Annotated in this window: 16 protein-coding genes and 1 pseudogene; 4 read left to right on the top strand and 13 right to left on the bottom strand. The window is 70.5% G+C overall.

From position 1 onward, the window contains the following. Positions 1-48: 48 nt before the first annotated feature. Together AB5L52_RS16345 and AB5L52_RS16340 are read right to left on the bottom strand one after the other, a co-directional pair. Entirely contained in the window at positions 49-1,659 is a 1,611-nt protein-coding gene (locus AB5L52_RS16345) for a recombinase family protein (protein ID WP_369364720.1), read from the bottom strand. A gap of 126 nt (positions 1,660-1,785) precedes the next feature. Further along, positions 1,786-1,920, bottom strand: a pseudogene (locus AB5L52_RS16340) (redoxin domain-containing protein); the annotation flags it as partial. A 133-nt stretch (positions 1,921-2,053) separates the two neighbouring features. Between AB5L52_RS16340 and AB5L52_RS16335 the strand changes: the two are divergent. Further along, positions 2,054-3,052: a hydrogen peroxide-inducible genes activator gene (locus tag AB5L52_RS16335; RefSeq protein ID WP_351021121.1), complete on the top strand. Its 999-nt coding sequence runs from the start codon at positions 2,054-2,056 to the stop codon at positions 3,050-3,052. Positions 3,053-3,101: 49 nt separating this feature from the next. Here AB5L52_RS16335 and AB5L52_RS16330 read toward each other — a convergent pair whose 3' ends face one another. From AB5L52_RS16330 to AB5L52_RS16310, 5 genes are all read right to left on the bottom strand, one after another. Then, positions 3,102-5,447, bottom strand: a complete 2,346-nt coding sequence (locus AB5L52_RS16330; RefSeq protein ID WP_369364718.1) for an ABC transporter permease — start codon at positions 5,445-5,447, stop codon at positions 3,102-3,104. After that, a complete protein-coding gene (locus AB5L52_RS16325; protein ID WP_351561922.1) occupies positions 5,444-6,136 on the bottom strand; it encodes an ABC transporter ATP-binding protein in 693 nt (230 codons plus the stop codon). Before AB5L52_RS16325 ends, AB5L52_RS16330 begins: the two co-directional genes overlap by 4 nt. After that, the gene (locus AB5L52_RS16320; RefSeq protein ID WP_351021115.1) at positions 6,133-6,657 is read right to left on the bottom strand and encodes a PadR family transcriptional regulator; all 525 of its coding nucleotides are present in this window, start codon (positions 6,655-6,657) and stop codon (positions 6,133-6,135) included. The genes AB5L52_RS16325 and AB5L52_RS16320 overlap by 4 nt, the downstream gene beginning before the upstream one ends. A 190-nt stretch (positions 6,658-6,847) precedes the next feature. Further along, complete coding sequence (locus tag AB5L52_RS16315; RefSeq protein WP_351021113.1) at positions 6,848-7,105, bottom strand: hypothetical protein; 258 nt, start codon at positions 7,103-7,105, stop codon at positions 6,848-6,850. After that, positions 7,102-8,037: an SPFH domain-containing protein gene (locus AB5L52_RS16310; protein WP_351021111.1), complete on the bottom strand. Its 936-nt coding sequence runs from the start codon at positions 8,035-8,037 to the stop codon at positions 7,102-7,104. The genes AB5L52_RS16315 and AB5L52_RS16310 overlap by 4 nt, the downstream gene beginning before the upstream one ends. Before the next feature lie 228 nt (positions 8,038-8,265). Here AB5L52_RS16310 and AB5L52_RS16305 point away from each other — a divergent pair, with 228 nt between their 5' ends. Continuing rightward, the gene (locus tag AB5L52_RS16305; RefSeq protein ID WP_369364712.1) at positions 8,266-10,602 is read left to right on the top strand and encodes a transglycosylase domain-containing protein; all 2,337 of its coding nucleotides are present in this window, start codon (positions 8,266-8,268) and stop codon (positions 10,600-10,602) included. 68 nt (positions 10,603-10,670) lie between these two features. On the opposite strand, the gene AB5L52_RS16300 is transcribed toward AB5L52_RS16305, so the two are convergent. The 3 genes from AB5L52_RS16300 to AB5L52_RS16290 all read right to left on the bottom strand — a co-directional run bounded on the left by AB5L52_RS16300 (position 10,671) and on the right by AB5L52_RS16290 (position 15,221). Further along, positions 10,671-12,758 carry a SpoIIE family protein phosphatase gene (locus AB5L52_RS16300; RefSeq protein ID WP_351021107.1) on the bottom strand — a complete coding sequence of 696 codons (2,088 nt, stop codon included), beginning with the start codon at positions 12,756-12,758 and terminating at the stop codon, positions 10,671-10,673. A 280-nt stretch (positions 12,759-13,038) separates the two neighbouring features. Continuing rightward, positions 13,039-13,728 carry a DUF402 domain-containing protein gene (locus AB5L52_RS16295; protein ID WP_351021105.1) on the bottom strand — a complete coding sequence of 230 codons (690 nt, stop codon included), beginning with the start codon at positions 13,726-13,728 and terminating at the stop codon, positions 13,039-13,041. 95 nt (positions 13,729-13,823) lie between these two features. After that, positions 13,824-15,221: a class II fumarate hydratase gene (locus AB5L52_RS16290; RefSeq protein ID WP_369364709.1), complete on the bottom strand. Its 1,398-nt coding sequence runs from the start codon at positions 15,219-15,221 to the stop codon at positions 13,824-13,826. 109 nt (positions 15,222-15,330) lie between these two features. Between AB5L52_RS16290 and AB5L52_RS16285 the strand changes: the two genes are divergently transcribed. Further along, a complete protein-coding gene (locus tag AB5L52_RS16285) occupies positions 15,331-16,836 on the top strand; it encodes a ricin-type beta-trefoil lectin domain protein (RefSeq protein WP_369364707.1) in 1,506 nt (501 codons plus the stop codon). Between the two features lie 108 nt (positions 16,837-16,944). On the opposite strand, the gene AB5L52_RS16280 is transcribed toward AB5L52_RS16285, so the two are convergent. Continuing rightward, positions 16,945-18,306, bottom strand: a complete 1,362-nt coding sequence (locus AB5L52_RS16280; protein WP_351021099.1) for a macro domain-containing protein — start codon at positions 18,304-18,306, stop codon at positions 16,945-16,947. Positions 18,307-18,395: 89 nt separating this feature from the next. On the opposite strand from AB5L52_RS16280, the gene AB5L52_RS16275 reads away from it, so the two are divergent. Beyond that, positions 18,396-19,292 carry a macro domain-containing protein gene (locus AB5L52_RS16275; protein ID WP_369364704.1) on the top strand — a complete coding sequence of 299 codons (897 nt, stop codon included), beginning with the start codon at positions 18,396-18,398 and terminating at the stop codon, positions 19,290-19,292. Between the two features lie 72 nt (positions 19,293-19,364). Here AB5L52_RS16275 and AB5L52_RS16270 read toward each other — a convergent pair whose 3' ends face one another. Further along, complete coding sequence (locus tag AB5L52_RS16270) at positions 19,365-20,117, bottom strand: TIR domain-containing protein (protein WP_369364702.1); 753 nt, start codon at positions 20,115-20,117, stop codon at positions 19,365-19,367. Next, a complete protein-coding gene (locus tag AB5L52_RS16265) occupies positions 20,114-21,703 on the bottom strand; it encodes a hypothetical protein (protein WP_369364700.1) in 1,590 nt (529 codons plus the stop codon). Before AB5L52_RS16265 ends, AB5L52_RS16270 begins: the two co-directional genes overlap by 4 nt. Between the last annotated feature and the right edge of the window lie 17 nt (positions 21,704-21,720).

Raw genomic sequence — 21,720 nt, 5'->3', positions numbered from 1 at the left:
GCCAAATAAGAAGAGCCCTCCCTTCTCAGGGAGGGCTCTCTTTTCACTTTAGGTGTCGGCCTTTTCTTCTTCTGGTTCCTCGTGCCATACGATCTCGATGAACTCGGGATCGAACCTCTTGCCTCTTCCGACTGGGTGGATGACTACAGACCTGATGCTCTGAAGGAGTCGGGTCCGCTTCTCCTCCATGGCCAGGTCGTTCCAGTCGGCCAGGGCATCGGAAGACAGCAGTTTCTTTTTCTTCTTACGAAGTGCAAGCTTCCCGCGCTTGGCCTGAAGCTCTGTCCGCTCGGCCTCAAGCTCTTCGATGGCGTCCAGAGACTCACCCATGGAGATGCGTTTCTCGCGTCGGCGCTGCCGTACGTCGTCCATCTCCTTGGCGATCTCATCCAGGCGCGCGTCATGGATCGTCTCATCGATCTCTTCGGCCGCCAGCTTCTTGACAGCCTCACCGAGTCCTTCGCGGGTCCCCAGGAGGAACACGGACTCAACCAGATCGTCAACGGGCGGGCCAACCCGCGTGACTCCGCCGCAACCACCGTAGGTGCTCAGGCATGCGTACCGGAAACCGTAGCGCTCATAGTTGGCTGTTCCCTTGGTGTAAGGGTTCTGGTACATCGGCGTGAGGCACTTCCCGCATCGTGCGATGCCTGAGAGGAAGTATTTGGTGCTGGTGTCGTGGGGTTCCTGCTTGCCTTCCTTGTTCCCGTCCTTGCGCCGCTTGATCTCGTTGACGCAGGCCCAGTAATCGGCAGGTGTGCACGCGGCTTCCCAGTCACCTGTGACCGGGTGTCCCTCGGAGTCGAGAACGATGTAGTCCGGGAGCCACAGGCGGCCAGCAGCCCGCCGCTCTTCCTGAGGGGCGTACATGCGGAACCCGGCGTTGCGCGGGTTCGTCAGGATCGCTTCGGCGGCACTGTGCTGGATCTCTCGGCCTCCCTCTGTGCGAGATCGCTTAGTCGTCCGAGGCTCGTAACCGAACTCCGTGAGCTGCCTGCGGAAAGTCCCGACTTTCAGGCCGCCAGGGACGGCCTTGATCGCCTTGAGTAGGAAGGGGGCCTCTGTCTCGTGCAGGGTCTTCCTGTCTTCGCTCCATCCGAAGGGGCGGGGCGCCCCGTGCATGACGCCCTTGTTGGCGATGCGACGGTTCGTCCGGCTGGTTCGGCGCTTGATGTTGCCGATCTCCATGTTGCCCATGGTGGCCTGCATGACGAACATGCCTCGGCCTTCGATGGTTGAGAGGTCGACGCTGCCCTCAACGGAGCGGCCGATGTAGTCGGGGTGCATCTCGAAGATGCGGCAGATGCGAGCGGCATCGTAGACGAGGCGGGCCAACCGGTCGGAGTGGAGGAAGAGGAATCCCTTGATCACTCCCGCTTCGAGGTCCCGCAGCATGGCCTCGAAGTCTTCCCGCACGATGAACGGATCGGAGGCTGGCGTGTCGTTGTCGCAGTAGTCGCGGACGATGACAGCGCCCTTACGAACCAGCTCGGGGTCATGCTCTGCAAGGAAGCGGATCGCTTGCTCTTGCTCCTTGACCTGCTCCTGGACCTCACGCCACGTTGACTCGACGCCTGCAAGGGCCTTGTCGAAGGAGACTCGGCGGTACATGCCGAGAGGTATGCAGGTGTCCGAGACGATCTCTTGGAGAACTACCAACGGTGTGTTCCCTGTCTGCTTGCTGCGCTGACGCAGGTGTCCATGCTGGTCAGCGGCCTACAAGCAGCTTCCCCGAGCGCCAGTATCGCACTCAGGTTCGACAAGCTAGAAGTGTATTTAGCTTGCCTTCGGCCATGCGAACACGACCAGCCACTTGCCCTCGTAGGACTTGTGGTGGATCTGCTCGAACTCCTTGCCCTTCTCCAGCGAGACGCAGGCGGTCAGTTCGAACTCGGGGAACTTGTCACCGACAGTGAGCACACGCTCTCCTTGCAGCGAAGAAAGACCCCTTTTGAGGATCTTTCCCATGGGTTGGACGGTGTCGATGGTGGCACAGGCTGGATTGATTAGGGAAATAGCTATACTCGGTCATGTTGATCGGAGGTGGTTATCAGTGACCATCAGTAACGGCAAGCGGAGGCAGCCGAGCCTCGCCCAGCTGCGGGCCTTCGCCGCCGTGGCCGAGCATCTGCACTTCCGGGACGCGGCGGCCGCCATCGGGATGAGCCAGCCCGCCCTGTCGGGCGCGGTCTCGGCCCTGGAGGAGATCCTCGGGGTGACCCTTCTCGAGCGTACGACGCGCAAGGTGCTGCTCTCGCCCGCCGGTGAGCGCCTCGCGGTGCGGACGAAGGCGGTGCTGGACGCGGTCGGGGCGCTGCTGGAGGAGGCCGAGGCGGTCCGGGCGCCGTTCACGGGCGTCCTGCGCCTCGGGGTGATCCCGACCGTCGCGCCGTATCTGCTGCCGACCGTGCTGCGGCTGGTGCACGAGCGCTATCCGCATCTCGACCTGCAGGTGCACGAGGAGCAGACCGCCAGCCTGCTGGAAGGGCTCAACTCCGGCCGCCTGGACCTGCTGTTGCTGGCGGTCCCGCTCGGGGTGCCCGGGGTCGTCGAACTCCCGCTGTTCGACGAGGACTTCGTGCTCGTCACCCCGCTCGACCACTGGCTCGGCGGCCGCGAGGGCATCCCGCGCGAGGCCCTGAAGGAGCTGAACCTGCTGCTCCTGGACGAGGGCCACTGCCTGCGCGACCAGGCCCTCGACATCTGCCGGGAGGCCGGGCGGGAAATCAAGGGGGCGGGGCGAAGCCCCTCGGTTGAGGGTGGTGGTGGGCGACGGGAGGGCGCGCCGGTGACCACGACAGCCGCCGGGCTCTCCACCCTCGTCCAACTCGTCGCCGGCGGTCTCGGCTGCACGCTGCTCCCGCGTACGGCGCTGAAGCTGGAGACGACCCGCAGCAGCCAGCTCCTCACCGGCGCGTTCGCCGAACCCGCCCCGAGCCGCCGGGTCGCCCTCGCCATGAGAGCCGGGGCGGCGCGCTCCGCGGAGTACGAGGAGCTCGCCTCGGCCCTGCGCGGAGCGCTGCGTTCACTTCCGGTGCGGGTGCTGGACTAGCACTCCGGGGAGGGTGATTCCGGAGTGGCGGCTGTGCCGCCTACTCCGTCTACTCGGTCCGCAGCCCCTCCGGGCGCATCATCCGGATCAGCGGCGGCAGGCTCAGTGCCGTGACCGTGAGGACCACCGCCGCGCCGGCGCCGGTCAGGGACAGCACGCTCGACCAGTCCACGCCGACCGTCGCGCCCGCCATATTCAGCAGGACCGCGCCCAGTGTCAGTCCGACGGCCGAGGCGAGCAGCAGGCCCAGGGCGATCGGGATCGCCGTCTGCCACAGCACCGACATGCTCAGCGTGCGCCGCCGGGTGCCGAAGGCGACCAGCGACGACAACAGCTTCCTGCGCTCACGCAGCTGCTCCAGCTGGGAGACCAGCAGGCTCGCGCCGATCAGCGCCAGCACACAGATGGCGCCGGCGAACGTACCGGTGCGGATGGAGGTGAACCGCTGCGACCGCTCGGTGGCCGACCAGACCATCGCGTCCGCCAGCGGGTCGATCCGCGCGGCCGTGTTGCGGACGTATTCGCCGGCGTCCGGCAGCGACATGTCCATCGAGAGGAACACCGATCCGGTCAGCGTGGCGCTCATCCGCTGGGACACGGCCGCCGGTGTCATCAGCACGCCGCTCTCCTTGTACCCGGTGAGACCGGTGAGCGCGCGCCCCCGCTTCAGGTCGCCCGGTACGGTCCACACGACGTCCGGGCCGCCGCCCGTGCCGTTGCTCGCGTCGAGGTGGAGCGTGCGGCCGGGCCGGGCCAGCTTCGCCACGTCGGCGTCCCGGTCCCCGCCGGTCACCGCGAAGACGTCCCCGTCACGGCAGGTCGGCAGGTCGGCCATCGCACGCAGCGAAGCACAGGTGCCGACGGTGAGTCCGACGCTGTTGTCCGGCCCCTTGTCGGGGCTCCAGCGCCGGTCGCCCAGTTCGGTGCTGCCCAGCGCAATGGCCTTCCGTACGCCCCTGGTCGCGGCGAACTTCTCGGCGGCCGGGAGGAAGGGAACCCCCCGGGGCAGGCTGGCCTGCATCTGCGCCCGGTCGGTGTCCCGCGCGGTGGACTTGGTGTAGTCGCCCTCGACGCCCGCGAACAGCATCTGCAGCGCGATCGCCCCGGCCACCGCGACGGCGATGCCGTTCACCATGCGCGCCGCCGTACCGCTGCTCAACTGCAGCCTCCGTACGGCCAGTTGCCAGGCGACACCGCCCCGGCCCAGCCGGGCCACGACCGCCTCGACGACCCACGGCAGCAGCGCGGTGACGCCGACGAGCAGCAGCAGGACGCCGCCGATCACCAGGTACTGGTTGAAGTTGCCGTTGTTCCGGCCCTGTCCGACCATCGGCGTGAGGCACGCCAGTCCGCCCAGCGGCAGCAGCAGCCGCCACCACAGCCGGCGACGCGTGGGCTTGGCCGCACGGACCACGCCCAGCGGTTCGATGACCACCCCGCGCAGCGCGAACAGCGTGACCAGCACCGCCGCCGCCGGAACGGCGATCGCGACCAGGGCGGCCAGCGCGGGCGAGGGGTTGAGGTAGCTGGGGAACACGCTGATGCCGACGACCTCGACCGAGCCCGCGAGGTCGCGCCCGAGCAGGAAGAAGCCGGTGCCGAAGGCGAGTCCGACGAGCGCTCCGGCGAGTGCCTCGCCCGCCGCGATCCGCCGGGTCATCCGGCTGTCCGAGCCCACCAGCCGCAGCGCGGCCAGCCTGCGGTCGCGCCGCTCGCCGCCGAACCGTACGGCGGTGGCGATGAACACGGCGACCGGCATCAGCAGCACCGCGAAGACGACCAGCACCAGCAGGATCAGGACCGGGTCCATCGGGTTGGTGGAGGGCGAGGTGTCCGGGCGCCCGAACGCGGTGATCCGGGCCGTCCGGTAGGTGTCGATGCGTGGGGCCAGGTTCTTCGCGCCCGCGTAGTAGGCGAGCTCCTGCGAACCGACCAGCCCTCTCTCGCCGATCGTCCCGGTGATCCGGTACGGCAGTCGCTCGCGCAGCAGCTTGCCGTCACCGGAGCCGAGCAGGTCCTTCAGGGCGGGGGAGACGACCATCTCGCCCGGCGCCGGGTACTTCGACAGGCCCGGGGCGAGCGGTGCCCGCGGCCCTTCGGGCTGCACCAGCCGGCCGCGGACGTCCTTGCCGTGGTACGTCGTGTCGGCGTCGGATATCACCAGGGTGTTCGCGGCCTTCGGCCGGTGCTGGCCGTAGGTGTAGTCCTGGCGGGCGTCGTTGCGCTGGTCCCGTACCGCCAGCGCGTTCGGGATCGCGGTCGTCAGCAGCAGCAGCGCCACGCCCAGGCCGACGCCGACCGCCGTCAGCAGCATCCGGATCCAGCCCTCGCGCCCGCCGGTGACGGCGAACCGGACGCCCATGGACAGGTCCCGTGCCCATCGACGTGTCATCACAGCGCGCGCTCCATGTCCCGCGACTTGCCGTCACGTACGACGATCTCCCGGTCGGAGTAGGCGGCCACCCGGGCCTCGTGCGTGACCAGGACGACGGCCGCGTTGGCGGAGCGGGCCGCGTCGGTCAGCAGCTCCATCACGCGCTCGCCGTTGAGGGAGTCGAGCGCGCCGGTCGGTTCGTCGGCGAACACCACGCGCGGTTCGGTGACCAGCGCCCGCGCCACGGCGACGCGCTGCCCCTGGCCGCCGGAGACCTCGCCGGGCCGCTTGCCCTTGAGGTCGTCCACCTCCAGGCGCTCCATCCAGGCGAGCGCGGCCTTCTCGGCCTGCTTGCGGGAGGTGCCGTTCAGCCGCAGCGGCAGGGCCACGTTCTCCACGCAGGTCAACTCGGGCACCAGCTGCCCGAACTGGAAGACGAAGCCGAACTCGGAGCGCCGGAGGGCGCTGCGCTCGGCGTCGCTCATGCCGGCCAGTTCGCGGCCGTCGTAGACGATGGACCCGGAGTCGGGCGGCACGATGCCGGCGAGGCAGTGCAGCAGCGTCGACTTGCCGGAGCCGGAGGGGCCCATCACGGCGACGACCTCGCCGGGGTGGATGGAGAACTCGGCGCCGTCCAGCGCGACCGTGGGGCCGTAGGCCTTGCGCAGGTTCTCGGCGGTGAGCAGGGAGCCGGCGGGGGGAGGGGTCACTTGGCCACCGCCTCACGGAGCTTGTCCAGGCGCGCGGCGGTCAGTTCCAGCCAGCGCAGATCGGCCTCCAGGTGGAACAGGGCGTGGTCGCAGATCAGCTGGTCCGCGAGATCGCCCTTGCGCTTGCGGTCGGTCAGGATCCGCATGCTGCGCAGGTGCTCGGAGCGCTGGGCGTCGAGGATGTCGGCCGCGTTCCGGTGGGTCAGCAGCGCGAGGACGACCTTGGTGTACAGGGTCGACTGGAGGTACTCCTCGGGCTTCTCCGGGGTCGCGAGCCAGCGCTCGACGTCGGTGATGCCGGCGTCGGTGATGGCGTACCGCTTCCGCTCGGGGCCGCCGCCCGCCTCGATGCCGTCGACCTCCACATGGCCGTGCTTCAGCAGCCGGGACATCGTGGAGTAGACCTGGCCGTAGTGCAGCGGCCGGTCGTGACCGAACTTCTCGTCGAAGGCCCGCTTCAGGTCGTAACCGTGACGCGGGCCGGACTCCAGGAGCCCCAGGAGAGTGTGACCGATGGACATGAGCAGCACTCTACACACGGTGTATACGCCCCATGTATACGCGGAGTGTGCAGATCATGGCCCGTAGTGCGGTGGTGCAGGTGGGAGGTCATTGTCATGGTTCGGTAACGAAAGGCAGCCCGTACGGCGATGAAAGACAGCCCGTCCGGCGATGAAAGACGGTCCGTCCGGCGACGGGGGACGAGGCCGTTCAGGTCGACGGGGGTTCGGGGGCGGAACCCCCGGGCGGCCGCCCCCGGCGCGGCAGCGGACCGGCCTCCCGGGGCAGCCGCCCCGCGTCCGCCAGCGCCTTGCGCAGCAGGAACTCGATCTGCGCGTTGGCCGACCGCAACTCGTCCCCGGCCCATCGGGCCAGTGCCTCGTACACCGACGGGTCGAGCCTCAGCAGCACCTGCTTGCGCTGCTGAGGCCGACGGCGGGGGGCCGAACCCCCGGAGGGATCCGTCACTGGTAGAGGGATCCCGCGTTGAGGACCGGCTGCGGGGCCCGGTCCCCGCACAGCACGACCATCAGGTTGGACACCATCGCCGCCTTCCGCTCCTCGTCCAGTTCCACGATGTCCTGCTCGGCGATCCGGGCGAGCGCCGCCTCGACCATGCCGACCGCGCCGTCCACGATCTGCCGCCGCGCGGCCACGACCGCCCCCGCCTGCTGCCGCTGGAGCATCGCCGAGGCGATCTCGGGAGCGTACGCGAGATGCGTGAAGCGCGACTCGATGATTTCGACCCCGGCCGCCTCCACCCGCACCTGCAGCTCGACGGCCAGCTTCTCGGTGATCTCCTCGGCGTTGCCGCGCAGCGAGAGGCCGTCGTCCTCGTGGGCGTCGTAGGGGTACTCGATCGCGATGTGCCGGACGGCCGTCTCGGTCTGTGTGGCGACGAACTCGGTGAAGTCGTCCACCTCGAACGTGGCCTGCGCGGTGTCCTGGACCTTCCAGACCACGACCGCGGCCAGCTCGATCGGGTTGCCGTAGGCGTCGTTGACCTTCAGTACGGCGGTCTCGTGGTTGCGCACCCGGGTGGAGATCCGGGTCCGCGAGGTGAAGGGGTTCACCCAGCGCAGGCCGTCCTGCCGGATCGTGCCCCGGTAGCGCCCGAAGAGCTGGACGACCCGGGCCTCGCCGGGCGCGACCGTGTTCAGGCCGCGCAGCGAGATGATCGCGGCGAGGAAGACGACGACCCCGGTGACGATGAGCCCGGCCTTGGCGCCGGTGGCCGAGGCGGCCGAGGCGCCGGCGAACAGCGCGACGGTGGCACCGAGCCCGAGCAGGCCGAGCAGCAGGGCGAGCCCGCCGCCGATGCTGTGCGCGGTGAACTCGCGGACCTGTGGCGCGGGCATCTCGGGTACGTCGGCGGTGCCGGCCGGTTCGTGTGCGGACATGGGGTCCCCGTTTCTCATGAGGCCTGCCGCGGCAGGCCTAGCTTGCTTCTATCCAAGTGATATCACTTTTTGCGCCCGAAGCAACCCTGTGGCCTCCAGAGTCGTCGGTTCCCTTGGAGCAGGTGCTGATTGTCACGTCCGTAAAAGAACGGATCGGACGACCTTTGTCATATAGAGGGGTGTTAGCTTTCGGAGCTGACCCCGAGACGGAAGTGAGCGTAGGAACCGATGGGACGAGCGGAAGAGAGACGAGCGCGACAGCGCGGTGGCCACCGCGCGGCCCCCAGGCGCCGCCGCTCCGCACCCACGGCAAGCCCGGCCGGTGCCGGCCCCGCCGGCAAACCCGCGCGGAAGAGCCTCATACGCAGGCTCTTCACCTGGAAGAAGATCCTCGGGACGTTCTTCGGGCTCTGTCTGCTGGTGATCGCGTCCTTCATCGGGCTGTACCTGTACGTGGACATCCCGGAGGGGAACGCCAGCGCCCAGTTGCAGAGCAACATCTACAAGTACAGCGACGGCACGATGCTCGCCCGCACCGGCGACCTCAACCGTGAGAGCGTCGACCTCGCCGACGTCCCCAAGGACGTCCAGCGCACCTTCGTCGCGGCCGAGAACAAGTCCTTCTACCACGACGCCGGCGTCGACCTGAGGGGCACCGCCCGCGGTGTGCTCAACACCGTCATGGGGCGCGGCACACAGGGCGGTTCGACGATCACCCAGCAGTACGTCAAGAACTACTACCTGGACCAGAACCAGACCGTCACGCGCAAGCTGAAGGAACTGGTCATCTCGCTGAAGCTGGACCGCCAGAAGTCCAAGGACTACATCCTCGCGGGCTACATCAACACCAGCTACTACGGCCGCGGCGCCTACGGCATCCAGGCCGCGGCACAGGCGTACTACCACAAGGACGCCAAGAACCTCACCGTCCAGGAGGGCGCCTACCTCGCGGCGCTGCTCCAGGCACCGAACCAGTACGACTGGGCGCTCGCCACCGACACGGGCAAGAAGCTGGCGCAGGCCCGCTGGAACTACGTCCTGGACAACATGGTCAAGCAGGGCTGGCTGGACGCGAGCAAGCGCCAGGCCATGACCTTCCCGCAGCCGAAGGCGCCCAAGGCGGCGCCCGGCATGAAGGGCCAGACCGGCTACCTGGTGGACGCGGCCAACGCGCAGCTGGAGAAGCAGCTGGTCGCCCAGGGCAGGGCCAACTCCCTCGGGGACGCCGAGGCGTTGGTGAAAAAGGGCGGCTGGACCATCACGCTCAACATCGACAAGAAGAAGCAGCGCCAGCTGGAGCAGGCCGTCAAGGAGCAGCTGACCAGCAAGCTGGACCCGAAGAAGCGTTCCGTCGACGGCGACGTACAGCCCGGTGCCGTGTCCGTCGACCCGAAGACGGGCAAGGTCCTCGCCCTGTACGGCGGTGCGGACTACTTCAAGCACTTCACCAACAACGCGACCCGCCGCGACTACCAGCCCGCCTCCACCTTCAAGCCGGTGATCCTGGCCGCCGCGCTGGCCGAGGGCGCCCAGACACAGGACGGCCAGCCCATCACGGCGAGCACGGTCTACGACGGCACCAGCGGCCGCCAGGTCGTGGACCACGGCAGCAAGGTCGGCTTCGGTCCCCCCAACGAGGACCACGCCGACTACGGCCCCGTCACCGTCCAGAAGGCCATGAACGACTCCGTCAACTCCGTCTTCGCACAGATGGGCGTCGACGTGGGCATGAACAAGGTGATGTCCGTGGCCGGCAAGCTCGGCATGGACACCAAGGGCATGCAGGCGGTCCCCGCGCAGACGCTGGGCTCCATGGGCGCGAGCCCGCTGGAGATGGCCGGCATCTACGCGACCCTCGCCAACCACGGCGAGAAGGTCACCCCGACGATCATCAAGTCGGCCGACCACAAGGACAGCAGTGTCACCCTGCCGGACCCGATCGGTGACCAGGTGATCCCCCGCGAGGCCGCCGACACGGTCACCTCGGTGCTCACCGGCGTGGTCGACGACGGCACGGCCAGCCAGTCGGTGGCGGACAACCCGGCGCGCAACGGCCAGCAGGTGGCCGGCAAGACGGGTACCTCCGACAACAACAAGTCGGCTTGGTTCACCGGCTACACGCCCGGCCTGGTCACCTCGGTCGGCCTGTTCGGCGAGTCCGCCACGTCCCATGCCCAGGTTCCGCTGACGGGCGCCACGGGCCTCATCACCACGGGCGGCGGCCGTATCAACGGTGGTACCTATCCGGCGAAGATCTGGGCCGCCTACACCTTCGAGGCGATGGGCGACGTCAGCAAGTTCGACCTGAACACCACGCAGGGCGCGGCCGTTCAGCCGACCTACACGCCGACGCCCTCCGCGACACCGTCCCGCACGCCGTCGCACTCGCCGTCGACCTCCACGTCGCCGTCCCACAAGCCGTCGCACACGCCGACCCAGTCGCCGACCCAGTCGCCCACGCAGTCGCCGACGCAGTCCCCCACGCAGTCGCCGACGCAGTCGCCGACGGGCGGGGTCTCGGACAACCCGCTCGATCCGGGCGGCGGCCAGAACTTCGGTCAGTAGGAGCGCACACGTGAGGGGCGCCCGGGGAATCCCGGGCGCCCCTCACGGCACAGCTCCGCCGGAGCGGCTCAGCTACGGTTCAGCTCGAACCAGACCACCTTGCCGGTGGACAGCCGGGTCGCGCCCCAGCGCCGGGCCAGCCGGTTGACCAGGTACAGTCCGCGCCCGCCCTCGTCCGTGGCCCGCGCCTGGCGCAGCCGCGGCAGCTGCGGCACGTCGTCGCCGACCTCGCAGCGCAGCACGTCCGTGCGCAGCAGCCGGAGCGTCACCGGCCGCGACGTGTACCGTACGGCGTTCGTCACGACCTCGCTGACCAGCAGCTCCACCGAGTCCGACAGGTCCTCCAGGTCCCAGCGGGCGAGCGCGCGCCGGGCCAGCCGGCGGGCCTGGCCGGGGGCCGTCTCCTCCGGCTCCAGCCGCCAGAACGCGACATCGCTCGGCGCGATCCCGTCGAAGCGGGCCGCGAGCAGCGCGATGTCGTCGTCCCGGTCGCCGGGGCCGAGCATGTCCAGCACCTCGTCGCACAGGGCTTCCAGCGGCGGCGGATGGTCGGGCCCGGTCAACTGGGCGGTGGCGGCGAGCTTTTCACGCAGCTGCTCTATGCCGGTCCACACGTCCCGCAGCCGGGACTCCACCAGGCCGTCGGTGTAGAGGAGCAGCGTGGCCCCGGCGGGCGCGTCCAGCTCGACCGCCTCGAAGTCGACGCCGCCGACCCCGATGGGCGCGCCCGGCGGCACCCGCAGCACCTCGGCCCGGCCGCCCAGGTGCAGCAGCACGGGCGGCGGATGGCCGGCGTTGGCGATGGTGATGCGGTGCGTGACCGGGTCGTAGACGGCGTACAGGCAGGTCGCCATGCGGTCGGTGCCGAGCCGCTGCGCCTGCTCGTCCAGGTGGTGCAGCACCTCCTGCGGCGGCAGATCGAGCCCGGCCAGCGTCTGCGCGGTCGTGCGCAGCTGGCCCATGATCGCCGCCGAGGTCATGGAGTGCCCCATGACATCGCCGACGACGAGCGCGACCCGGCTGCCCGGCAGCGGGATCGCGTCGTACCAGTCGCCGCCGACCCGTGCGGTCTCGGCGGCCGGCAGATAGCGCGAGGCCAGCCGCACCCCGGTCGGGCGGGGCAGGGTCTCGGGCAGCATGGTGCGCTGCAGCTCGTCGGCGATGTAGGCCTCCCGGCCGTACAGCACCGCCTTGTCGATGCCGAGCGCGCTGTGCGTGGCCAGCTGGGCCGCCACCAGCAGGTCGTCGGCCTCGAACGCGAGCCGCTCCGGGCGGCGCAGGAAGAGGGCCGCGCCGATCACCCGGCGCCGGCCGCGCAGCGGCGCGAGGATCGCGTGCTGCCCGGAGGGTACGACCGCCTCGCTGTCCTCGCCGAGCAGCTCGGGCAGCGCGGCCCGGGCTGCGGGCGCCTCGGCGAACACCGGCCGCACCCCGCGCAGCACCTCGTTCAGCGCGCCGCCGGGCCGCACCTCGCACAGCTCGGTGGTGAGGGAGGACAGCTCGGCCAGCGCGCTCGGCTCCGGCTCCGGCTCGAAGGCGGGCGGCAGCAGCACCCCGTCGGTGTCCCGCTCCTCCGGTATCCGGTCGGTACGGCGCAGCCGCAGCACCACGGGCCCGGTGGGCCGCTCGTCGCCGACCGGCAGCGGGTCGCGCAGATAGACCAGGATCGCGTCCGAGAACGTGGGTACGGTCGCCCGGCACAGGCCCATCACGATCTCGTCCAGATCGAGGCCGCGCGCGATCCGCCGGGTGGCCGCGCCCACGAATCTCAGCCGGTCCCCGTCGCGCCGCATCGGCGTCGGCCGGCCCGGCGGCAGAGCGCGCCCGGTACGGCGGTCCGGACCGCCCGGCGCCCGCTCCTGCTCGGCGCCGGGCTGCGGCGGAATGCCCTCCGGCGCGGGGCGCGGGCGGTGTGCGCCGGGCTCGGCGGCGGCGGGCTGGGAGTGCTCGGGGCCGTTGACTGGGGGCTCCTTCCCCTTGTTCCCCTTGCCGCAGGGCGTGCTCGTCCCCGGACCGGAGGGCGTGCCGTCGGTCCGGGCCTGGACCGGTAAGGCGGCGGACCCACCGAGCTGCTTCGGGGTATGCCGGAGCGCCCCGCGGCCCTCCGCGGGGTCGGCGCCCTGGGGGCGCTCGAAAGAGGTGGGCTGCTCCGTCACGCGTGTCGCATCCATCCGTACGGCACTGCGCGCCGGGCGCGCAGTTGCTCCCGCAGAAGTCCCGATACCCGCAATACGTGCCCCAGGAACGGAATTGCCGCGTGCTCAGAGGTTTCTGTGCCGCCTCCGATCGCGGTGGTGACGCCGTCGTACCCCTCGCTCACGTGCTGCCGCCCCTCGGTGACGATCGGTCAGGCCCGGTGCATGCTCCGGTCGTTGCTTGCGTGCGCCCTTGCGGAGGACGATCCTACGTTTTATGCCCGGGGGCGCATCAAGGGTCTCATGAGGACACGTGCGCGGGCGTACGGTCCCAGTCCTCGGGGAGAGAAGGTACCGCCCAGGACGGGTCCGGGCGCCAGTGCGGCCAGCCGTCCGAGAACGGCGGCCCCCAGGCCTCGATCGCCGCCACCGCGTCCCGGCCGGCCGCCCGGACCCGCTCGGCGGTCCGTGCGTCCATCAGCCCGTCCCGCTGGGCCTGCGCGAACTCGTCCTCGTCGCGCCACTGCCAGCTGCGGTCGGGGTGCACGGAGATGTCCAGGAAGTAGTCCTCGGAGTCCACCCCGTCCGCCCAGCGGACCAGGGGCTGCTCAAGGTTGACGTACCAGTTCTTGAACCGCCAGCCCGGGTCCCAGAACAGCCACACCGACCAGGGCCGGCCGGGCTGGGCCAGCTTCAGCACGCCGGTGCCGAACCAGCGGTCCCGCTGCACCGTGCGCGGTTTGGTGTAGCGGGACTGAAGCGGCTCCAGGTGCACGGGTGTGCCGTCGGCCAGGGCCGGCTTCATGCACTCGGTGCCGGGGGCCAGCCAGACCGCGAGCAGTTCCTCGTCGTCGCGTACGACGGTGACGGGCCGGGCGATGTGGAAGTGCTCGCCGGCGTTCTCCCGGTAGCGCCACAGGATCCTGGTCCCCGGGGCCCAGTGCGTCGCAGGTCCCGCGTCCACGCGTGTCATCGCTCCGTCGTCCGTCATGGACAGATATTAGGTGCCGTAGGCATACGACGCTGCGGTGCACGTCACGGTTCTGGGCGGCCGGGCGACCGGTGGCCGGAAATGTTCGCTCGCGGTTACGGACGCGTCATCCGCAGGACATCCAGCGCCTCGTCGAGCTGTTCCAGCGTCAGATCACCGCGCTCGACGTACCCGCCCTCCAGGACGACCTCCCGGATCGTCTTCCGTTCGGCGAGGGACCTCTTGGCGACCTTCGCGGCCTCCTCGTAGCCGATGTACCGGTTGAGCGGGGTGACCACGGACGGGGAGGACTCGGCGTACTCGCGGGTCCGTTCCCGGTCGGCGGTGATGCCGTCGACCGTCCGGTCGGCCAGCAGCCGCGTGACGCTGGCGAGCAGCCGGATCGACTCCAGCACGTTCTTGGCGATGACCGGGAGCATGACGTTCAGCTCGAAGTTGCCGGCGGCGCCGGCGGTGGCGATGGTGGCGTCGTTGCCGATGACCTGTGCGGCGACCATCAACACGGCTTCCGGCACGACCGGGTTGACCTTGCCGGGCATGATGGACGAACCCGGCTGGAGGTCCGGGAGCCGGATCTCGGCGAGTCCGGTCCTCGGCCCCGACGCCATCCAGCGCAGATCGTTGGCGATCTTCGTCAGCCCGACCGCGATGGTCCGCAGCTGCCCGCTGGTCTCCACGATCCCGTCCCGGGCGCCCTGCGCCTCGAAGTGGTCGCGGGCCTCGGTGAGCGGCAGCCCGGTGGTCCGGGCGACCTCCTGGATGACCGCGGCGGAGAAGCCGGGCGGGGTGTTGATGCCGGTGCCGACGGCGGTGCCGCCCAGCGGCAGCTCGGCGAGGCGGGGGAGGGAGGCCTCCAGCCGCTCGATGCCGTAGCGCACCTGGGCCGCGTACCCGCCGAACTCCTGGCCCAGTGTCACCGGGGTCGCGTCCATGAGGTGGGTCCGCCCGGACTTCACGACATCGGCGAACTCCACGCTCTTGCGGGCGAGGGCGTCGGCGAGATGCGCGAGGGCCGGGATCAGATCGTGGGTGACGGCGGCGGTGGCGGCGATGTGGATCGAGGAGGGGAAGACGTCGTTGGACGACTGCGAGGCGTTGACATGGTCGTTGGGGTGCACGTCCCGGCCCAGCCGCTCGCTCGCCAGGGTCGCGACGACCTCGTTGGTGTTCATGTTGGACGAGGTGCCGGAACCGGTCTGGAACACGTCCACCGGGAAGTGCTCGTCCCACGTCCCCGCGGCGACCTCCGCGGCCGCCTCCTGGATCGCCTCGGCAACGTCCTTGTCCAGCACGCCCAGTTCGGCGTTCACCTTCGCGGCGGCCGCCTTGATCCGCGCCAGCGCCTCGATGTGCGCCCGCTCCAGCCGCTGTCCGGACACGGGGAAGTTCTCCACGGCGCGCTGGGTCTGCGCCCGCCACTTGGCATGGGCCGGGACCCGGACCTCGCCCATCGAGTCGTGCTCGATCCGGTACTGCGGCTCTTCCGTCGTCATCGTCGTACCTCCGAAAAAGTGAGCACATGTCGCCGCATGTGTATTCCCTCTGCGACTACCGGCCAGTAAATACCGGGGGTAACACCTGTTTCTGCTTCGGGGAGGCGTCATGCAGCGCGTCAGATCCAGAATCAGATCCACGGCCGTCGCCGTCGCGGCGGCCGCCACCGTGTTCGCGGGCCTCACGGCGCCCGCCGCCCACGCGGCCCAGACCGCCACCGTGCTGCCGCCCGACCTGGAACGCATCCGCGCCGCCGAGGCCAGGGCCCTCTACGGCGACCCGGCCGAGCGGCCCCTGGCCGACCGCAGGACCGCCCTGATCTCCCTCGGCGACAGCGAGATCTCCGGCGAGGGCGTCGGCACCTACGAACCGGGCACGAACGGCCCGGACAACTGGTGCCACCGCTCGCCCGACTCCGCCATCCACCGCACCGGCATCCCCGCGGATCTCACCTACAACGTCGCCTGTTCGGGTGCCTCCACCGGCAACATCCGCATCGGCGGCAGCAAGCAGTACGCCGACGAACTCGTGCAGAGCGACAGCCTCGCCATCAAGGCCCGCAACACCCGGATCAAGATGATCGTGCTGGTCGTCGGCGCCAACGACGACCTCCAGTTCGGCCCTGTCATGACCGACTGCGTCACCCGCTACGTCACCCTCCAGGGCCCTTGCGAGCCCACGTACGCGCCCGGCTGGCAGGCCCGTGTCGACGGCCTGGTCCCGAAGGTGGAGGCGACGGTCGCCGACCTGAAGACGGTCATGCGGGACGCGGGCTACGGCGACGACGACTACAAGCTCGTCCTCATGGGCTACCCGAGCCCCATCGGCCCCGACATCCACGACAACCCGAACTTCCCGGGCAAGCTCCCGGGCGGCTGCATGGGCTACGACTCCGACGCCGCCTGGGGCCGGAACACCGCCGTCCCGCTCTTCGAACGCGGCATGCGCGAGGCCGCCGAGCGGAGCGGCGCGTACTACCTCGACGACTCCCGCCTCCTCCACGGCCACGAGGTCTGCATGGAGGACACCTGGGCGCGCGGCCTGTACGTCGACCTCACCAACCCCTTCCCGCCCGACTCCAACTCGGTACGGCAGTCCGTCCACCCCGACTACCGGGGCCACGGCGCCTTCGCGTCCTGCCTCACCCAGCTCTACGACTCCGGCTACCGCGAGGCGGGCTGCGCCGACCCGGCGAGCACCGGCAGCCCGAAGCTGTACCCGGGCGCCTGGGACGACGCGTTCCGGCCGCTGACCGACCGGGCCACGGGCAACTGCCTGGACGCGTCGGGGGGTTCCAGCGCGAACGGTACGGAGATCCTCGGCTGGGACTGCCACGGCGGCCGCAATCAGGGCTGGTGGTACGACCCCGGGCAGCGGTCCTTCCATGTGGAGCTGACCCACGACCGGTGCCTGGACGTGCCGGGTGCGTCCTACACCGCTGGTACCGGCCTGATCATCTGGAACTGCCACGGAGGCGCCAACCAGCAGTTCGTCCGGGAGTCGGGGACGATACGGCCGGCGGCGGCACCGGAGCTGTGCGTGACGCAGGCGGCGCCGAGGGACCGGATGCGGCTGCGGAGCTGCGACGGATCGGCTGCCCAGAGCTTCAGCTGACCTGCCAGGGGGGTCCGCCCTCTGGCCCCCGCTTCCGGAAGCGTTTCGGAAGCGGGCCACGGCTGTCGGTGGAAGCGAGCTCCGGCCTTTCCTGGGGGAGTGACCGGATCAGCGCACCGCCGCCGGCGGGGAGGCCGGACCCCGCTCGTCCACGCCGCGCAGGAACGCCTCGACCGCCGAGAGATCGGTCCGTTCCAGCTCGTCGGCGCGGATCACGACCCGCAGCTCCGGGGAGACGGCCGGGTCCTGCCGGAGGCTCTCGGTGAAGGTCTCGACGATCAGGAGCAGAAGCTGGGTGCGGTCCAGCTCGACGATGCGGGACAGGCCCGCGCCGATCAGCGGTATCGCCACCGGCTTGAACAGTCCGTGCCGGGCGACCGACGGCCACAGCCGCTCCAGGCTCAGGCGCAGGTCCGCCGGGCCGGACCGGGCCCGCAGGTCGTTGCCCAGCCGGGAGTAGGCCACGGCGAAGACCCGGCGTCTGCCGACGGGCACCGCCACCACCGTGCCGATGGGGAACCGGGTGCGGCGGCCGCGCCGTTTGGTGTGGACGCTCTCCCTGCCCAGCGGGGTGAACTCGCCCAGACCGCGGCGCAGTTTGTCGTCCAGGAGCCGGTGCCGGCCCTGGAAGAGACGGTCGACGAGCTGGCCCTGCACGCTCTCCCGGCTGATCACGACGTCGTCGGGGAAGGTGTCGAAGGTGTCGGAGAACCCCACGACCAGGTTGGCGTCCGCCTGCTCGAACAGGTCGCCGCGCACCACGACCACGTCCACCCGCAGCCCGCGCAGGGTGTGGCGCAGCAACTCGTCGCCGTGCCGCTCGCGCAGCCGGGCGTTCAGCCGGGCGAGGACGGCGGCGGCCTCGGGGTCGTCGGGCCGTTCCCGTACGGTCTGTTCGGCCACCGGCAGGGCAAGGTCGTAGCGGGCCAGCGCGGTGTGTCCGTGGATCAGTTCGCGCAGCGCGGTCTCCCGGAGCTGGGCCAGCCGCCGGACCGGTGCGTACGCGAACTCCTCGTCGTGCACCTCGGTCAGCGGTCGGCCGCGCCAGAGCCGCAGCGCGTCCGCGAGCAGCCGGACGGCCGAGGCCGGTGCCGCGTGCAGCGCGTCGCCGACCAGCCGGGTGAACTCGGCGCTGTCCAACTCGTCTTCTGTGAGGTCCAGTTGGTAGGTGCTCTGGGCGCCGCGTGCGGACGGCAGCTGTCCGGTGCGGATGATCCGGGCGCCGTACCCCGGCCCGGCGAGGTCGAACGCGCGCCGCAGCTCCAGGATCCTCTTCTGCACCTCGTTGCGGTTGCGCAGTTCCTGGCGCGGCAGCTCGACGGTCTGCTGCCAGACGTCCTGGTAGAGCCGGCGGGCGGTCACGGCCTCGCCGTCGGCGGCGACCAGCCGGACCAGCAGCCGGGCCGTCAGCGGAGTGAGGCGCACCGGAGTGCCGTTCACATCCAGCCGTACAGGACCCAGAACACTCACGCGTACCGGGGATATGCGGATCTGCACGCGCTTCGCCCCCTCCGCCGCGTGACTGTGCGTCAGCGTAGCAACAGGACCTGGAGGGAATCATGCGATTGTCCGTTTCGCGGCCGGCCGGTTCGCGATGGTCGCGGCGCGGACGGCGGGCGTTCGCGGGCAACGTGCTGGCGGCCTTCGGCGCCGTGTCGGCCCTCGTGCAGTTCGTGGGGCAGCTGTTCCCGGCCGCCGTGTCGCCTCCGGGGCCGGTCCTGGCCGGTTCCGTCGCCCTGTGTCTGGCCTGGGGACTGGCCCGGGCGCGCCCGCAGTCCGCGGTACGGCAGGAGTTCGGGCGCCCCGGTATGACGGTGGTGGTCGAGGAGGGCGACCTCTTCGACCAGCCGGGCCATCTGGTGGTGGGGTTCACCGACACCTTCGACACCGTCGTGGACGACGGTGTCGTCATCAACGACGGTAGTGTGCAAGGGCAGTTGCTCGACCGTCACTACGCGGGGGACGCCGGGCGGCTGGACGCGGAGCTGGCCGCGGCGCTCGACGGGACGGCTCCGGTGGCGCGGGAGCGGGTGGAGGACAAGCCGCGGGGCAAACGGGAGAGGTATCCGGCCGGGACCGTCGCCGTCCTCGGCGGCAGGCCCCGGCTGGTCTTCGCCGTCGCCTACAGCCGGATGGGCAACGACTGCGTGGCCTCCTCCAGCGTCCACGACCTGTGGTTCGGCCTGGACCGGCTGTGGGACGCGATCCACCGGCACGCCCAGCTGGAGCGGGTCACCATGCCGCTGACCGGCGCGGGGCTCGCCCGGCTGCACGATCTCGACGAGGACAGCCTGCTGCGGCTGATCCTGCTGTCGTTCGTCACGCACTCGTGGGAGCGGCTGGTCTGCCGTGAACTGCACGTCGTCGTCCGCCCCGGCGAGCTGGACCGGATCGACCTGCCGGAGACCGGCGCGTTCCTGGCGGGCCTCGCGGCGGGTGCCCGGCGGCACGTCTGACGCCGGGCACCCGCCGGGGAGTGCCGGAGCGGTACGGGCCCGTCCCCCGGCCAGCGGGCCCGTACCGCGGCTTCAGCGGGCCGGCGGCACCGACCGCCCGGAGCGGGCGTACGCCGACAGATGGCGGTACGGCCAGGTCTGGCGCCAGTCCGAGCCGGTGTCGTTGACCCGGCAGCCCGCCAGCTTCAGCCGTTCGACGATCTTGCCCAGCGCGGTCGCCGAGCCGTCGAACCGGATGATGTTCATGCCCCCGATGTCGGAGATCTGACGCACCGCGCCGATCTCCACCAGCAGCGTCCGCTCCGGGTAGGCCATCAGCACCATGCCCAGCTCGATCAGCACGTTCGGCCGCGGCTGCCCGGTCGGCTCGCTCTCGTACGGCGGCTCGTTCGGGCCCTGCAGATCCGGATGCAGCTGGACGATGTCGTCCGGGGTGAGCAGCACGAGCGCCGCCTGGGCCTGCGCGGGGGCCTGGGCGATGACCTCGCCGAGGAACGGCGCCGTCTTGCCGGTCGCTCTGACCAGGTCCTCCCACTCCAGCGGACGCAGATCGAGCAGGCGCAGCAGGTCGTACACCTTGAGCCGCGCCTCTTCGTCGCGTCCGTGGACGACGAAGACGTTGCGGCTGCGGTCCGGGGCGGGCCCGAGACCGCCCTGGGCCGGGGCGCCGGCCGCAGTGGCGGCTGGGGTGCCGGCTGGGGTGGCGGCCGGCGTGGCGGCCGCCGCCGTGCTGCCGTGGAAGGTCTGCGTCCCCGAGTTGACGTTGCCGCCGTTGTTGTTGTTCACGTAGTTGCTGTGGTGCCCCAAGTCAGGACCGCCGCTCATGAGGTTCCCGCCCCCTGTCCGCCCTCGGGACCGTGGTGGAAGTTCTGCGCCCCGGAGTTGACGTTGCCGCCGTTGTTGTTGTTCACGAAGTTGTTGTTGTTCCCGTAGGAGTTGAGGATGTTCGTCTGGCGCGCCTCGTGCTCCGCCACGTCCACGTTGTGCTCGTGCAGGAAGTCACGGATGACCTGCAGCAGCTGGCGCTCCAGGATCTGCGTGTACTTGATCGTGTCCGTCTCCTGGAAGAAGACGTGGAAGTCGTCGCTGGTCGCCATCTCCCGGATGCTGGTGAGCGCCCCGCGGTTCAGCACGGTGTCCGCGTAGCGGCCGAGGCGGAACTCGCTGGTGTCGAGCGGCTGCAGCACCTGGATCCGGGTCTTTCCCCACCGCCAGGGCAGCAGGCCGGGCAGCCGGGAGCGCAGCTGGGCGAGGACGGGGCGCAGCGTCGCCTCGGGCGTGGCGCGCAGGGTGTGCCACGCCACCTTGAGCAGCAGCCGGCCGTTCAGGGCGGCGGGCAGCCGGTCCACCAGGTGGAAACTCGCCTGGATCGGCGCCAGCACATACGAGTAGAACTCGGTGTGCAGGGTGTTTCCCTTGAGGTCGAAGCCGACGAACGCCGTGGTGACCAGCTCCTGGTTCCAGGTGCCGACCCGGACGCACAGGTAGGCGCGCGGTGCGCCGTAGCCGTCCTCCCAGTGGCCGTCGCGCTTGTCCCGGACGGGCTCCCACACCCCGCGCCGGGTCGTGACGTCCGTGGTGAACGTGGAGCGCTCGACGGCGAGTCCGGCGATCCGCTCCGACTGGCGGGCCCGGTCGCGCAGATCCGCGGTCATGCGTTCGGCGACATAGGCGGTGATCTCGTCGGCGGTGAAGGCGACGACCTCCTTCCGCTTCGGCTCCTGGCCGTTCGCCGCGGGGGCCGGGGGCATCCCCGGGAAGCGGTGGTGCTGCTCCAACACGGGCGCCGGCGCTCCGATCAGCAGCTCGGCGGTGGACCAGCGCCGCACCGGCTCACCGGCGCCGACGAACGGCTTGTAGCCGCCGTAGCGGATCAGGCTGCCGTCGGCCGTCTGCTCCCGGTCGATCTTGGCCACGAGTTCGGCCGTCAGCGCGGGATGCTCGGGGTAGGCACCGTCGAAGGCGCCGGCCCTGCCCGCCGGGTCGGTACGGCGGCGCAGCCGGGTGATCAGGGTCTGCAGGGTGACGACCCGGCGCAGATACGCGGTGACCCACACCAGCCACAGCGCCGCCGGCCAGCCGGCGGCCGCGTCGAGGACACCGGCGGCCATGAGGACGACCGTGAGGACGAGACCCGCGCCGAGGACGGCCAGCCGGGCGCGGTGCAGCCGGCGCGCGGTCAGCGCGTGCGCGAGCACGGGCACCGCGTCGTACCCGTACGACGGTGCCACCACCCGGAACCGGTGGGTGAGCAGCTCGCGGATGACGGTGGCCCGGTAGACCGGGTCGAGATAGGTCCCGGCGCACAGCAGCCGGGTGGCGTTGCTCGTGGCGTCCCCGGACGGGCGGCCCGGGGCGGGCCCGGTCGGCTCCGGCGGCGGAGCGGAGCGGGAAAGGATGTCACTGGCCATGTCTTCGTTGCTCCGCT

Origin of the sequence: Streptomyces sp. CG4 (assembly GCF_041080655.1) — a bacterium.
Lineage (GTDB): Bacteria > Actinomycetota > Actinomycetes > Streptomycetales > Streptomycetaceae > Streptomyces.
Note: the sequence above shows the minus strand (reverse complement) of the source record. Positions and strands in the feature narration are given on the sequence as shown.